The following is a 14,536-nucleotide window of genomic DNA, read 5'->3' as shown; positions in this document are numbered from 1 at the left end:
CGGGTCGCCCCGCCGACGAGGGCACGGGCCCGCGACGCGTCGGGCCGGCCGCCCGCGAGGACGACCGGCCGGACCGGAGCGCAGGGGTCAGTGCGCGGCGGCCAGCGGCTCGGGGGCGCCGACCGGCCGGGCCAGCCGGACGCCGACCGCGGCGGCGACGGCGACCGCACCCAGGACGAGGAGCGCCGAGTCCAGGCCGCTGATCGCGTCGCTGAGGCCGAGCACCAGCAGGGGGCAGACGAACTGGCCGATGAACATGGCCGACGTCCAGACGCCGGTGCCGCGACCGCGCTGCTCGAAGGTCAGCGACCCGAGGGCCCAGCTGAGCATCGCGGGCAGGAGCAGGCCGTTGCCGAAGCCGGTGACCACGGCGCACACCACCACCATCGGCACCGAGCCCGCGAGGCCCAGGCCGACCAGGCCCACCCCCGAGAGGGCGAAGGCCGCCGGCACGGTGACCACCGGGCCGAGGCGGGCGATCCGGGCGAACAGGAACCCGCCGGCCGCCGTGCCCAGGGAGCCGATGGCGCTCACCGCGCCGATGGTCCCGGTGGACTCGACGCCGATGCCGTCCAGGACGAACGACAGCTCGACGATCAGCACGTAGAACACCAGGCCGCCGAGGAGGCTGACGCCCACCGGCGCGGCCAGCTGCCGCCAGGGCAGCGCGGGCAGCTTCGCCGCGCGGGCGGTCGCCTGCGGAGCCGGCTGCCACACGTACCTCGCGGCGAGGACGGCCAGCGGCAGGCTGACGGCGTACAGCCAGAACGGCGTCCGCCAGTCCTGCGCGCCCAGCGCGCCACCGAGACCGAAGAAGACGGTCGCCGCGACCGTCGTGAAGACGACCTGCAGGCCGAAGTAGCGCTCCCGCTGCGAGCCGTGGAAGTAGTCCGCCAGGAGCGTGGTGCAGCAGGTCATGATCGCCGCCTCGGTCAGCCCGACGAGGACGCGGCTGGCCACGATCAGCTGCAGGCTGTCCAGCCACAGCGGGGCGGTGCCGGCGATCGCGTAGACGACCAGGGCGCCCACGAGGAGCCGCTTGCGGCCCACCCGGTCGACGATCCGGCCGGCCACCATCGCGGTCAGCCCGATGACCAGGGCCGGCGCGGTGAGCACGACCGGCGTCAGGGTCTCCACGCCGGGGGTGCCGGCGAAGGCGTCCTGGATGCGGGGCAGGACCGGCGCGAGCAGCACCGACCCGAGCACCGCCAGGCAGCTGGAGAACAGCAGGACGAGGGCCTGGGCCCGGCCGGCCGGACGTCCGGTGCGGGGGTCGACGGCGACCTCGCCGGCCAACGGCTCCTCGGCGACCTGGGCAGGGGTCGTGACCTGTTCCGACACGGGCACTCCTCGATCCGTGGCCGGTCCCGTGACCGGCATCACTGGGCGAGGAGTGTGCGGACGCCGACCCTCATCAGGGAACGGCGAAGTCGTGATGCGCCGTATCAGCGTCGCTGATGCCCTCCCCCACGGGAGTGGTCGCCTGCCGCGCCGCGCGCAGCACCAGGCCGCGGAAGAACACGTGCTCCGGGTCCCCGTCGTAGAGCGGGTGCCACCACATCGCCTCCAGCAGGGGCCCGACGTCGAACGGCGGTGCCAGCGCCCGGATGCCGGCGTCCAGCGGCAGCAGCTGCACCAGCCGCTCCTGCAGCAGCGCGATCCGGCCGCTGCCGGCCACCAGCCCCGGCACGGTCAGGAAGCTCTCGGTCACCACCTGGACCCGCGGCTCGATGCCGAGCATCCGCATCTGCCGCGCGGCCGGGGTGGAAGCCGTCGGCCCGTGGTACGTGGCCACCCACGGCATCGTCTGCAGCTGCTCGACGGTGAGCGACTCCCCCACCGCGGCGTTGTCGGAGGAGACGACGAGCACCCAGCGGTCGCGGTGCAGGTCGGCGTAGGGCAGGTCCGTGAGGAAGCCGCGCGGCAGCACCATCAGGTCGGTGTTGAGCAGCGTCTGCTGCGCCTGGTCGACCGCGTCCGGGGTGTTGTGCGCCAGCCGCAGCCGCGCCCCGGGCGCCTCCTCCTCCAGCAGCTGGGCCAGCGTGTCCCCGAGGACGGCGCAGCCGTAGTCGCTGATGAGCACGGAGAACTCGCGGGTCGACTCGGCCGGGTCGAAGTCCGGCTGGGCGGTGAACACCCGCTCCACCCCGTCGAGGGCCAGTCGCACCCGGGGCTTGAGCTGCGCGGCCAGCGGCGACAGCCGGTAGGAGTTGCCGACCCGCGAGAGCAGCTCGTCGCCGAAGTGCCGCCGCAGCCGGGCCAGGGACGCCGAGAGCGCGGGCTGGCTCAGCCCCAGCTGCTGGGCCGCGCGCGTGACGCTGCGCTGGTCGAGCAGCGCGTCCAGGGAGACCAGCAGGTTGAGGTCCAGGTTGGCCAGGTTCACGGGGGCGGAGCCTATAGACGGGACTGATGACCGGCATCACCCTTTCGGTCTTCCCTGATACCCCGGTCGCCCCGGACCGTGGGTGACGTGACCGCCACCACCCCCGACCTGGACCGCACCGACCCCGAGGGCGCGATCGCCGCCGCCGCGAAGCGCTGCTCCAACTGGGGCCGGTGGGGCGCCGACGACGTCCTCGGCACGCTGAACTTCCTCGACGAGGCCAAGCGGGTCGAGGGCGCCCGGCTGGTCCGCCGCGGGGTGAGCTTCTCCCTGGCGCAGTCCTTCGACGCCGACGGCCCGCAGAAGGGCTGGCGGCGGCGCGTCAACCCGGTGCACACCATGACCGACACCGGGGTGGACGCCGAGCGCGGCACCCAGGGCTTCCCGCACGGCATCGGCGGCGCCGACGACGTCGTCTTCATGCCGCTGCAGGCCTCCACCCAGTGGGACGGCCTCGGCCACATCTTCGACCACGGCATGGCCTACAACGGCCGCCGGGCCGGCGACGTCGTCACCAGCGAGGGCGACGCGGTCACCGGGATCGAGACCGTCGCCGCCCTCATCGCCGGCCGTGGCGTGCTGCTCGACGTCGGCCGCGCGCTCGGCACCGACGGGGAGCTGCCCGACGGCTTCGCGATCACCGCCGAGCACCTCGAGGCCACGATCGCCGCCCAGGGCGAGTCCGCCCGGGTCGGCCGCGGCGACCTGCTGCTCGTGCGCACCGGCCGGCTGACCCGCGCCCGCCGCGACATCGCCGAGGGCCGCGGCTGGGGCGACTACGCCGGCGGCGCCGCCCCCGGCCTGAGCTTCACCACCGCCGACTGGCTGCACGGCAGCGAGGTCGCCGGCGTCGCCACCGACACCTGGGGCTTCGAGGTGCGCCCCAACGAGTTCGACGTCGCCTTCCAGCCGCTGCACCAGGTCGCCATCCCGAACATGGGCCTGTTCATCGGCGAGATGTGGGACCTCGACGCGCTCGCGGCCGACTGCGCCGCCGACGGCCGGTGGGACTTCTTCCTCACCGCCGCCCCGCTGCCCGTGACCGGCGCCGTCGGCGCCCCGGTCAACCCGATCGCCGTCAAGTGAGGAGCACGCCCGTGCCCGCCGTGAACTCGGTCCTCGTGGTCGGCGCCGGCCTGGCCGGCACCGCCACCGCCATCCGCCTCGCCGAGGCCGGCGTCGCCGTGGACCTCGTGGAGATCAAGCCCGAGACCACCGCCCTCGGCTCCGGCATCACGCTGCAGGGCAACGCGCTGCGCGAGCTGCGCACCCTCGGCGTCTGGGAGCAGGTGCAGGCCAGCGGCTACGCCTTCGACGTCACCGGCATCCGGGCCCCCGACCCGGCCGGCACGGTGGTCGCCGAGATCCCCGACGCCAAGACCGGCGGCCCGGACCTGCCCGCCGCCATGGGCATGTCCCGCCCCGAGCTCGCCCGCATCCTCGTCGGCCGCGCGGTCGAGGTCGGCGTCAAGGTCCGGTTCGGGACGACGCACACCGAGCTGCGCCAGGACGCGGACGGTGTCGACGTCGCCTTCGCCGACGGGTCGACCGGCCGCTACGACCTCGTCGTCGGCGCCGACGGGGTCCGCTCCTGGACCCGCCGGGCGCTGGGCATCGACCTGGAGACGAGGTCCGTGGGCATGGGCATCTGGCGCGCCTTCGGCCCCCGGCCGGCGAGCGTCACCCGCACCGACCTCGTCTACGGCGGGCCCTCGTTCATCGCCGGGTACTGCCCCACCGGCGAGGACAGCCTCTACGCCTACATCGTCGAGCCCGCCCAGGACCGCTCCACGCTCACCCCGGACGAGCAGCTGGCCACGATGAGGGAGCTGTCCGAGGCCTACCACGGCCCGTGGGACGAGATCCGCGAGACGCTGACCGACCCGGCCCGCGTCAACTACACCTGGTTCGAGACGCACGTGCTGCCCGCCCCGTGGAACCGCGGCCGGGTCGTGCTCATCGGCGACGCCGCGCACACCTGCCCGCCCACCATCGCCCAGGGCGGCGCGCAGGCCCTCGAGGACGCCTACGCCCTCACCGACCTGCTGCTCGACCGGACCGCGGTCGACGACGAGCTGTGGGCCGCGTTCACCGCCCGCCGCTTCGAGCGCGCCACGACCGTCGTCGAGGCCTCCAACCAGGTCGCCCAGTGGCAGCTCGACCACGTCCAGGGCGACGTCCCCGCGGTGATGCGCCGCATCGCCCAGCTGACCAGCCAGCCCGCCTAGAGGACCGAGACATGACCCAGCGCCTGATCACCCACCTGCGGCACGTCGACCTCGCCGTGCCCGACCTCGCCGTCCAGCGCGAGTTCTTCACCACCACCTGGGGCCTGAAGGCCGAGCACACCGACTCCGGGCTCACCTTCCTCGCCGCCGAGGGCTCCCCCGAGCAGTACGTCGTCCGGCTGCGGGAGTCCGCCGACAAGCGGATCGACCTGATCTCCTTCGGCGCGAGGGACGCCGCCGACGTCGACACCCTCGCCGGCCGGCTGGCCCGTGACGGCGTGCAGCTGGTGACCGAGCCGGACACCCTGCAGACCCCCGGCGGCGGCTACGGCTTCCGGTTCTTCGACAACGAGGGCCGCACCATCGAGGTCAGCTCGGACGTCGCCGTGCGGCAGCACCGGCAGATCGAGCAGGGTGAGTCGATCCCGGTGCGCCTGTCGCACGTGGTGGTCAACTCCGCCGACCCCGAGGCCACCGTCGCCTTCTACGACAAGCACCTGGGCTTCTCGCTGTCGGACACCCTCATGCACCCGCGCATGGGCTCGATGATGTGGTTCCTGCGCACCAACCCCTGGCACCACTCGATGGCCATCGCCCGGGGCCCGCACCCCTCGCTGCACCACGCGAGCTTCGAGCTGCGCGGCGTGGACGAGTACATGCGCGGCACCGGCCGGCTGCTGCGCGCGGGGGTGGAGAAGATCTGGGGCCCCGGCCGGCACCTGGCCGGCAACAACACCTTCTCCTACTTCCTCGACCCGCACGGCAACACCGTCGAGTACACGACCGAGCTGGAGGTCCTCGACGAGGACACCTGGCACCCGCACGTCTACGACTTCACCCAGCCCGAGGTCTCCGACCAGTGGGGCACGGCGAACGCCATGAACGAGTTCGTCGCGGCGCGGTCGTTCAACGACCCGGACAAGGGCCTGTTCGTGGCCCCCCCGGTCTGATGCGGTTCGCCACCTGGGAGGCGGACGGCCAGGTCCGCGCCGGCGTCGTCAGCGACGCCGGGCTGCACGAGCTCCCCGCGCGGACGACGGTGCTCGACCTCGTCCGCGCGGGGCTGCCGGCCGCGCTCGACGTCGGCGCGGTCGCCCTGGACCGGCCGGCGGTGCCCGTCGACGCCGTCCGGCTGCTGCCGCCGCTGGCCGCGCCGACGGTGCGGGACTTCGTCGCGTTCGAGGAGCACGTCGAGGGCATGGTCGCCCCGAGCGGCGAGCCGGTCGCGCCCGAGTGGTACCAGGCGCCGACCTTCTACTTCACCAACCCGTACGCGCTGGTCGGGGCGTTCGACGACGTCGCCGTGCCCCCCGGCTCGCAGCGGTTCGACTTCGAGCTGGAGGTGGCCGTCGTCGTCGGCCGGGACGGCGCGTCGCTGACCCCGGAGCAGGCCCGCGACCACGTCTTCGGGTACACGGTGCTCAACGACTGGTCCGCCCGCGACCTGCAGTTCCGCGAGATGGCGGTCAAGCTCGGCCCGGCCAAGGGCAAGGACTCCGCGACCACCCTCGGCCCCTGGCTGGTCACCGCCGACGAGCTGGAACCCCACCGGGACGACGAGGGCTTCCTCGCCCTCGACATGCGGGTCAGCGTCAACGGCGAGGAGATCGGCCAGGACCTGCTGTCCAACATGGGCTGGCCGTTCGAGGAGTTGATCTCCTACGCCTCCCGCGGCACCGAGGTCCGCGCCGGCGACGTCCTCGGCTCGGGCACCTGCGGCAACGGCGGCTGCCTCGGCGAGCTGTGGGGTCGGCGCGGCGCGCAGACCCCACCCCCGCTGCAGCCGGGTGACGTGGTGGAGATGACCGTCGAGGGCATCGGCACCATCCGCAACCGCGTGGTCGAGGGGGTCGAGCTGCCGCCGGTCCGCCCGGCCCGGCCACGACCCCGCGCCCGGAAGCGACCCGCATGACGCTGCCGGGCAAGGTCGTCGTCGTCACCGGCGCCGGTCAGGGGCAGGGCGCGGCCGAGGCGCGTCTGCTCGCCACCGAGGGCGCCACCGTGGTCGGCTGCGACCGGACGCCCGGGCCGGCCGAGGAGCTGCCGGGCGTCGAGTACCGGCAGCTCGACGTCACCGACGCCGCGGGCTGGTCCGCGCTCGCCGCCGACCTGCGCGCCCGGCACGGCGCCGTCGCCGGGCTGGTCGCCAACGCCGGGGTCACCTGGCGGGCCCGGCTGGCCGACCTCGACCCGGCCGACCTCACCCGCGTCTGCGACGTCAACGTCACCGGCACGCTGCTCGGCATCCAGGCGCTCACCCCGCTGATGACCGCCGGCGGCTCGGTGGTCGTCGTCGGCTCGGTCGCCGCCCTGACCGGCCACTTCCCCGTCGCCTACACCGCGTCGAAGTGGGCGCTGCGCGGGCTGGCGCGGGCCGCCTGCCTGGAGCTGGGCCCGCGCGGGATCCGGGTGAACACCGTGCACCCCGGCTACATCGAGACGCCGATGACCGCCTCGGCGGCCCCGGCGTTCCGCGCCGCCAACGTCGCCGAGACCCCGCTCGGCCGCACCGGCACCGTCGATGAGGTCGCGCCCCTGGTGGCCTTCCTGCTGAGCGACGAGGCCGCCTTCATCACCGGCGCCGAGATCCCCGTGGACGGCGGCCTGACCGCCCACGGCGGCGTCAAGAGCATCAGCGACGCCGTCCGCGCCGCCTCCTGAGCCACCCGAGAGGAACACCCGTGTTCGAGTACTTCCCCACCGGCCCCTACACCTGGAACCTCAGCGTCGTCGCGACGCTGAACTCCGGCGGGCTGATCGACGAGGTCGACCGCGCCTGCCGGCCGATCAAGGACGCCGCGAACGCCGGGGAGGACGCTGGCACCCCCGACTTCCTCCGCGCCTGGACGGCGCTGACCGACCAGCTCGTCGGCCAGGCCGAGGAGGCCGAGAAGGCCGGGCACACCCGCACCGCCGGCCAGCTCTACGCCCGCGCGACCAACTACCTGGCCCAGGCCGAGCGGATGCTGGCCCACTCCGACCCGAACCGCATCCCCACCTACCGGCGGCTGCTGGAGCTGGCGCAGAAGGCCTTCGAGCTGCACAGCCCGCGCGTCTCCCGCGTCGAGATCCCCTACGAGGGGACGACGCTGCCGGCCTACCTCAGCACCGCCCCGGCCACCGACGACGGGCCGGCACCGGTGGTCGTGCTGGTCAACGGCCTGGACTCCACCAAGGAGCACATGTACTCCTCGGGCCACTGGGAGGAGCTCGCCGCGCGCGGCATCTCCTGCCTGATGCTCGACCAGCCCGGCACCGGCGAGGCGCTGCGCCTGCAGGGGCTCACCGCCCGCATCGACACCGAGGCCTGGGCCGGCGCGGCCGTCGACTGGCTCGAGCAGCGGGACGACGTCGACGCCGCCCGCATCGGCATCGTCGGCTGGTCGCTCGGCGGCTACTACGCCCCGCGCGCGGCCGCCTTCGAGAAGCGGTTCGCGCTCTGCGTGGCCTGGGGCGCCAACCACGACTGGGGCGCGGTGCAGCGCCGCCGCAAGGAGCGCGAGGGCGAGCGCCCGGTCCCCCACTACTGGGAGCACGTGCTGTGGGTGTGGGGCAAGGAGGGCGACGAGCACCACCTCGACGCGTTCCTCGACTTCGCCGACGACGTCCACCTGGACGGGGTGGTGGAGCACATCACCGTGCCGTTCCTCATCGCCCACGGCGCCGACGACCGGCAGATCCCGCTGGAGATGGCGCACCGCTCCTACGACCAGGCGGTCAACTCCCCCAAGCGCGAGCTGCGGGTGTTCACCCCGGAGGAGGGCGCGACCGAGCACATCGGCCTGGACCACCTGCCGTACGTGAGCACCTTCGTCGCCGACTGGGTGGCCGACACCTTCGCCGAGCTCGGGCGCGACTGACCGATCCGGCCGTCGTGGCCACGGAGGCACGCCTGACGGCGGCCTTCGTGGCCACAACGGCCGGCCCCGGGGGTGGTGACGGACACGGCGCCCGGTACCCGCGCGTGCCGTACCGTCGTGGGGAGGGGAGTCCCAGAACTGCGCGCGGTCTCCGCAGCCCAGCGGTCCGGGAACGGCAGCCCCGCCCCGCCCGCGCACCCAGGAGTCCCCCCGTGAGCACGTCCCCCACGGCCACCGTCGCCGCACGTCCGGCGGCCGATCCGATCGCCGGGGAGTCCGCCCGGCGACGGACGTTCGCGGTGATCAGCCACCCGGACGCCGGGAAGTCGACGCTCACCGAGGCCCTGGCCCTGCACGCCCGCGTGATCGGCTCGGCCGGCGCGGTGCACGGCAAGGCCGGCCGGCGCGGCACCGTGTCGGACTGGATGGACATGGAGCGCGACCGCGGCATCTCCATCACCTCGGCGGCCCTCCAGTTCGCCTACCGCGACTGCGTGGTGAACCTGCTGGACACCCCCGGCCACGCGGACTTCTCCGAGGACACCTACCGGGTGCTGACCGCGGTGGATGCCGCCGTCATGCTCGTCGACGCCGCCAAGGGCCTCGAGACGCAGACGATGAAGCTGTTCGCCGTCTGCAAGCACCGCGGCATCCCGGTGATCACCGTGGTCAACAAGTGGGACCGGCCCGGCATGGACGCGCTCGCGCTCATGGACGAGGTCACCGAGCGCACCGGCCTCACGCCCACGCCGCTGACCTGGCCGGTGGGCATCGCCGGCGACTTCCGCGGCGTCCTGGACCGGCGCGACGGCACCTACCGGCACTTCACCCGGACCGCCGGTGGCGCCACCGTCGCCCCCGAGGAGGTCCTCTCCGCCGCGGCGGCGGCCGAGCGCGAGGGCGCCGCCTGGCAGCAGGCGGTCGAGGAGTCCGACCTGCTCACCGAGACCGGCGCCGAGCACGACCAGGAGCTGTTCCTGGCCGGGGCCACCACGCCGGTGCTGTTCGCCTCCGCCGTCTCCAACTTCGGCGTCGGTCAGCTGCTCGACGCCCTCGTCGACCTCGCCCCGGCGCCCACCGCCCGCCCCGACGTCGACGGGGAGCCCCACCCGCTGGACGCCCCGTTCAGCGCGTTCGTCTTCAAGGTGCAGGCCGGGATGGACACCGGGCACCGGGACCGGCTGGCCTACATCCGGGTCTGCTCGGGTGTCTTCGAGCGCGGCATGGTCGTCACCAACGCCCGCACCGGCCGGCCGTTCGCCACCAAGTACGCCCAGCAGGTGTTCGGCCGGGACCGGGAGACCATCGAGACCGCCTACCCCGGCGACGTCGTCGGCCTGGTCAACGCCGCTGCGCTCGGCGTCGGCGACACCCTCCACGCCGGCCGGCCGGTCACCTATCCCCCGGTGACGACCTTCGCCCCCGAGCACTTCGCGGTCGCCCGGGTGGCCGACACCAGCCGGTACAAGCAGTTCCGCAAGGGCGTGGAGACGCTGGCCGGCGAGGGCGTGGTGCAGGTGCTGGTCTCCGAGCGGCGCGGGGACGGCGCCCCCGTCTTCGCCGTCGTCGGGCCCATGCAGTTCGAGGTGGCCGCGCACCGCATGGAGCACGAGTTCGGCGCGCGGATCGCCCTGGAGCCGCTGCCCTACACCCTGGCGCGGGTCACCGACGCGGAGTCTGCCGCCGAGCTGGCCTCCTCCCGCAACGCCGAGGTGCTGGCGCGCCCCGACGGACAGCTGCTGGCGCTGTTCACCGACAAGTGGTCGCTGAGGGTGCTCGAGCAGAACAAGCCGCACCTCACCCTCGTCCCGATGGTGGCCGCCGACCTCGGCTGAGCCCGGGAGGGGCAGAAGTGGCCATCTCTGCCCCTCCCCGGTTCAGGCGGGGCGGCCCCGCAGCCGGCGGTACTGCGCGACGAGGGCGGCGGTCGAGGCGTCCTGGTCCAGCTCCGGTGCCTGCGCGGAGGTCAGCGCCGGCGCCAGCTCGCGGGCCATGACCTTGCCCAGCTCCACGCCCCACTGGTCGAACGAGTCGATCTGCCAGATGACGCCCTGGGTCATGACCGTGTGCTCGTAGAGGGCGACCAGCTGGCCGAGGGTGGACGGCGTCAGCCTCGGCGCGAGGATCGTCGTCGAGGGCCGGTTGCCGGGCATGACCTTGTGCGGCACCAGCTCGGCCGGCGTCCCGTCGGCGGCGACCTCCTCGGCGGTCCTGCCGAAGGCCAGCGCCGCCGACTGGGCGAACATGTTGGCCATCAGCAGGTCGTGCATCTCGCCGATGTCGTGGGTGGGCTCGCCGAAGCCGATGAAGTCCGCCGGCACCAGCGTCGTCCCCTGGTGCAGCAGCTGGTGGAACGCGTGCTGGCCGTTGGTGCCCGGCTCGCCCCAGTACACCTCGCCGGTCGCCGTCGTCACCGGCTGCCCGTCCCAGCGCACGGACTTGCCGTTGCTCTCCATCGTCAGCTGCTGCAGGTAGGCCGGCAGCCGGGACAGGTACTGGCTGTAGGGCAGGACGGCGTGGGTCTGGGCGCCGAAGAAGTCGGTGTACCAGACGTTGAGCAGCCCCTGCAGCACCGGCAGGTTCGCCTCGAACGGGGCGGTGCGGAAGTGCTCGTCGATCGTGTGGAAGCCGGCCAGCATCTCGTCGTAGGCGTCCGGCCCGATCGCGACCATGAGCGACAGGCCGATCGCCGAGGTGAAGGAGTACCGGCCGCCCACCCAGTCCCAGAACTCGAACATGTTCTGCGGGTCGATGCCGAACTCCCGGACCGCCTCGGTGTTGGTCGACACCGCGACGAAGTGCTTCGCCACCGCCGTCTCGTCCCCGCCCAGCCCGTCGAGCAGCCACGACCGGGCGACCGTCGCGTTGGTCAGGGTCTCCAGCGTGGTGAACGTCTTCGACGAGACGACGAACAGCGTCTCGGCCGGGTCGAGGTCGCGGGTGGCCTCGGCGAAGTCCGTGGGATCGATGTTGGACACGAACCGGGCGGTGAGGTCGCGGTCGCCGGCGGCCCGAAGCGCGGTGTAGGCCATCGCCGGGCCGAGGTCGGAGCCGCCGATGCCGATGTTGACCACGTTCCGGATCGGCCGCCCGGTGTGCCCGACCCACTCCCCCGACCGCACCCGCCGCGCGAGGGACCGCATCCGCCCGAGCACGGCGTGCACGTCGCCGGTCACGTCCTGCCCGTCGACGGTGAGCGGCCGGTCGGCCGGCGCGCGCAGCGCCACGTGGAGGACGGCGCGGTCCTCGGTGGGGTTGACGTGCTCGCCGCGGAACATGGCGTCGATCCGCTCCCGCAGCCCGGTCCGCTCGGCGAGGGCGACCAGCAGCCGCAGCGTCTCGTCGGTCACCCGGTGCTTGGACCAGTCCAGATAGAGGTCACCGGCGCGGGCGGTCAGCCGCCGTCCGCGGTCGGGGTCCTCGGCGAACAGCTCCCGCAGGTGCCGGCCGGCGAGCGCGCGGTGGTGCTCGGCCAGCGCGGCCCACTCCGGTGTCGCCGTGATGTCCAGGCTGGTGTCCATGCTGCCTCCGGGCGCGGTCGGGGTCCCCTCAGCCTGGTGCGCGCGGCGCCACCAGCACAAACGCGGCGTCGGGCACTATCCCGGCCCGCGGCCGGGGACGGCGGCGCCCCGGGAGTGCCCCCGCCGCCGCTGCACGGCGCCCACCAGGTCCGCGGCGAGGTCGCGCAGCTTGCGGTTGGTCCGCTGCGACTCGGTGGACAGCAGCCGGAACGCCTCCTCCGCCGAGCAGTGGTGCCGGGCCATCAGCACCCCCTTGGCCTGCTCGATGACGGCCCGGGACTCCATCGCCAGGCGCAGCGTCCGCGCCGTCTCCGCCGCCGCCGCGTGCTCGCCGGCCCGGGCCACCGCCCCGGCGGCGACCGCGGCGAACGCCCGCACCAGCTCCCTCGCCGCGACGTCGAACGGACCGCCACCGGTGCGGACGACGGTCAGCGAGCCGACGGTCCGCTCCTCGACGGCCAGCTCGACCGACAGGACGCTGGTGACCCCGTGGGCGGCGACCTCCCGGAGCGCCGGCTCGGCCGCGGTGTCGGGGATCAGCAGCGGCGCGCCGGCCCCCGACGGACGCCGGCCGGCGGCGGCCAGCCACCCGTCCACGACCGCCGCCAGGGGCCCGGTCGCCCGCCGGACGGCGTCGCGCCCGGCGCCCTCCAGGGTGACCGCCGCCTCCACGGGACCGGGCAGGACCGCCGTCGCGAGCTCGGCGATGCGGCCGAGGCTCTCGGCGAGCGGACGGGTGGTGACGCGCAGCCGGGTGAGCTCCGCGAACGCTGCTCCCGGGTCCCCCGGTGCGGCGGCGCTCCGGTCGTGGACCACCATGGGAAGACCTCGATCTGCTCCGGCCGACCGCCCCACGCCTGGGGCCCACGGCGCACACCGTGCCGTCTCCGGCGGCGCTGCGACAGTCCTTCGCGCGCGGCGCGGCAGGATCGGCCGGCGACGGCGGCCGGGCGGCGGGTCAGCCCGGGGCGCCGGGGCCGCGCACCGGCTGGTCGGTGGCCGGCGCGGGGCGCGGTGCCGGCGGTGCAGCGGGCGGCCCGGGCGGCGCCACGGGCGGTGGCGGGGCCGGCTGCGCCGGCACGCTCCCGGGCGGCCCGGACGACGCCGCGCGGTGCACCGCCAGGCCGACGAGCAGCGCACCGGCCACCAGCAGGACCGCACCGGCGACGAGCAGGCCGCCCCACAGCCACGGCAGCCCCGGAGCGGTGATGCCCGCCCGCGCGTCGACGTGCACCCCGGCCGTGCCGTCGGCCCGCATGACCACCACGGTCCAGTCGCCGTCGGCGGGGGTCCAGTCGACGGTCTGCGTCCCGGTGCCCTGCGCCTGCGCCACCCAGATGTCCTGGTCCGCGGGGGCGGACGGCGGCGCACCGCCGGGCACGTCGCGGCCCTCGACCGGGCCGCCGTCGGAGCCCAGGTCGTCGACCCGGCGGTGCCCCACCCCGGCGAGGTAGCGGTCGACGTCGCCCGAGCGGGCCACGCCGAGGAAGACCGCGGCCGCCGTGTCGGCCGGTGTCACCTCCAGGCGGGCGTCGCCGAGGACGTCGTCGACCAGCCACTCGTCGCCCGCCACGTCCAGGGTGATCGAGCCGGTGACCAGCGCGTACCGCGACGTGGCCAGCTCGGCGGCCGGCGTGGTCAGGTAGCCGTCCTCGCGCTGGGTGGCGTCGGCCCAGGCCAGGCCGGTGCCGCCGGCGACCAGGCCGGTGGAGGTGAGCAGCAGGACCGCGCCGACCACGACGGCGACCACGCGCCCGGCGCTCCAGCCCGCGGGCGGCGCCGGTGGCGCGGCGGCCGGGCCCTGCGGCGGCGGTCCCCCGGGGCCGACCGGCCGGGTGCCGGGGTCGCCGCCGCCCATGTCCAGCCGGAACGGCGGGTAGCGGTCGGTCATCAGGGCCGTGTAGGCGGCGACGCGCAGCACCCAGCGGTCCATGCCGAGCACGAAGTCGTAGACCGGCTGCGGATAGCGGCCGGTGACCAGCAGCACGACCGCGGCGACCAGCACCAGCAGCCCGACCAGGCCACCGCCGGCCCAGCCGGAGTCCTCCCAGCCGTCCTGCTCGGTGAGCCAGAGCCCACCCCCGACGAACAGCGCCAGCACCAGCCAGTGCGGTATCGCGAGCAGCCACGACTTCACCAGCACCAGTCCGCGGGAGAGCCGCTCGGGGTACGGCACGTCCAGCCGGGCGGGGTAGTCGGGCACGTCGGCGAGGGTGAACGGCGGGTACCGGTCGGTGCCCAGCGCCGCGTACCCGTAGTAGTGCACCCGCCACGACCAGCGCAGCACACCCACGTTGAAGTGGAACAGCGGCCGGGGGTAGCGGCCGGTGACCAGGATGGCGAACCACGCCACCGTGGTCAGCACGACGAAGCCGATCCACAGGAACGCCAGGACGACGGCGTGCGGGATCAGCAGGACCCACTTCACCAGCCACAGCCAGCGCGACAGCGGCGGGTCGATCCACGCGTCCACGCGCACCGGGTAGGGCCTGTGCTGCTCGGTCACCGGGGGGACCTCCGCTCCGCCCGCCCGGCCACGCGAGG

At 74.6% G+C, this 14,536-nt stretch carries 12 protein-coding genes; 7 read left to right on the top strand and 5 right to left on the bottom strand.

Features of this window, described 5'->3' with window-relative positions; translation table 11 throughout:
• Positions 1–87: 87 nt before the first annotated feature.
• Both ACI79E_RS16390 and ACI79E_RS16385 read right to left on the bottom strand, forming a co-directional pair.
• The gene (locus ACI79E_RS16390; protein WP_456933631.1) at positions 88–1,341 is read right to left on the bottom strand and encodes an MFS transporter; all 1,254 of its coding nucleotides are present in this window, start codon (positions 1,339–1,341) and stop codon (positions 88–90) included.
• Between the two features lie 73 nt (positions 1,342–1,414).
• Positions 1,415–2,383 (bottom strand): LysR family transcriptional regulator, encoded by a 969-nt coding sequence (locus tag ACI79E_RS16385; protein ID WP_456933630.1) that lies wholly within the window; start codon positions 2,381–2,383, stop codon positions 1,415–1,417.
• 87 nt (positions 2,384–2,470) lie between these two features.
• Between ACI79E_RS16385 and ACI79E_RS16380 the strand changes: the two genes are divergently transcribed.
• The 7 genes from ACI79E_RS16380 to ACI79E_RS16350 all read left to right on the top strand — a co-directional run bounded on the left by ACI79E_RS16380 (position 2,471) and on the right by ACI79E_RS16350 (position 10,306).
• The gene (locus tag ACI79E_RS16380) at positions 2,471–3,469 is read left to right on the top strand and encodes a cyclase family protein (protein WP_456933629.1); all 999 of its coding nucleotides are present in this window, start codon (positions 2,471–2,473) and stop codon (positions 3,467–3,469) included.
• Positions 3,470–3,480: 11 nt separating this feature from the next.
• The gene (locus ACI79E_RS16375) at positions 3,481–4,611 is read left to right on the top strand and encodes an FAD-dependent oxidoreductase (protein WP_456933628.1); all 1,131 of its coding nucleotides are present in this window, start codon (positions 3,481–3,483) and stop codon (positions 4,609–4,611) included.
• An 11-nt stretch (positions 4,612–4,622) separates the two neighbouring features.
• Entirely contained in the window at positions 4,623–5,561 is a 939-nt protein-coding gene (locus ACI79E_RS16370) for a VOC family protein (RefSeq protein ID WP_456933627.1), read from the top strand.
• Positions 5,561–6,523: a fumarylacetoacetate hydrolase family protein gene (locus ACI79E_RS16365; RefSeq protein WP_456933626.1), complete on the top strand. Its 963-nt coding sequence runs from the start codon at positions 5,561–5,563 to the stop codon at positions 6,521–6,523. The genes ACI79E_RS16370 and ACI79E_RS16365 overlap by 1 nt, the downstream gene beginning before the upstream one ends.
• Positions 6,520–7,272: an SDR family NAD(P)-dependent oxidoreductase gene (locus tag ACI79E_RS16360; protein WP_456933625.1), complete on the top strand. Its 753-nt coding sequence runs from the start codon at positions 6,520–6,522 to the stop codon at positions 7,270–7,272. Before ACI79E_RS16365 ends, ACI79E_RS16360 begins: the two co-directional genes overlap by 4 nt.
• Before the next feature lie 20 nt (positions 7,273–7,292).
• Positions 7,293–8,471: an alpha/beta hydrolase family protein gene (locus ACI79E_RS16355; RefSeq protein ID WP_456933624.1), complete on the top strand. Its 1,179-nt coding sequence runs from the start codon at positions 7,293–7,295 to the stop codon at positions 8,469–8,471.
• Between the two features lie 212 nt (positions 8,472–8,683).
• The gene (locus ACI79E_RS16350) at positions 8,684–10,306 is read left to right on the top strand and encodes a peptide chain release factor 3 (protein WP_456933623.1); all 1,623 of its coding nucleotides are present in this window, start codon (positions 8,684–8,686) and stop codon (positions 10,304–10,306) included.
• Positions 10,307–10,348: 42 nt separating this feature from the next.
• On the opposite strand, the gene pgi is transcribed toward ACI79E_RS16350, so the two are convergent.
• From pgi to ACI79E_RS16335, 3 genes are all read right to left on the bottom strand, one after another.
• The gene (pgi, locus tag ACI79E_RS16345) at positions 10,349–11,992 is read right to left on the bottom strand and encodes a glucose-6-phosphate isomerase (protein WP_456933622.1); all 1,644 of its coding nucleotides are present in this window, start codon (positions 11,990–11,992) and stop codon (positions 10,349–10,351) included.
• A gap of 75 nt (positions 11,993–12,067) precedes the next feature.
• On the bottom strand, positions 12,068–12,811 hold the full coding sequence (locus tag ACI79E_RS16340; protein ID WP_456933621.1) for an ANTAR domain-containing protein: 744 nt from the start codon (positions 12,809–12,811) through the stop codon (positions 12,068–12,070).
• Positions 12,812–12,950: 139 nt separating this feature from the next.
• Positions 12,951–14,498 carry a DUF4389 domain-containing protein gene (locus tag ACI79E_RS16335; protein WP_456933620.1) on the bottom strand — a complete coding sequence of 516 codons (1,548 nt, stop codon included), beginning with the start codon at positions 14,496–14,498 and terminating at the stop codon, positions 12,951–12,953.
• Between the last annotated feature and the right edge of the window lie 38 nt (positions 14,499–14,536).

Source organism: Geodermatophilus sp. SYSU D00079 (assembly GCF_054050635.1).
This window is presented reverse-complemented; position numbering and strand designations above follow the sequence as displayed.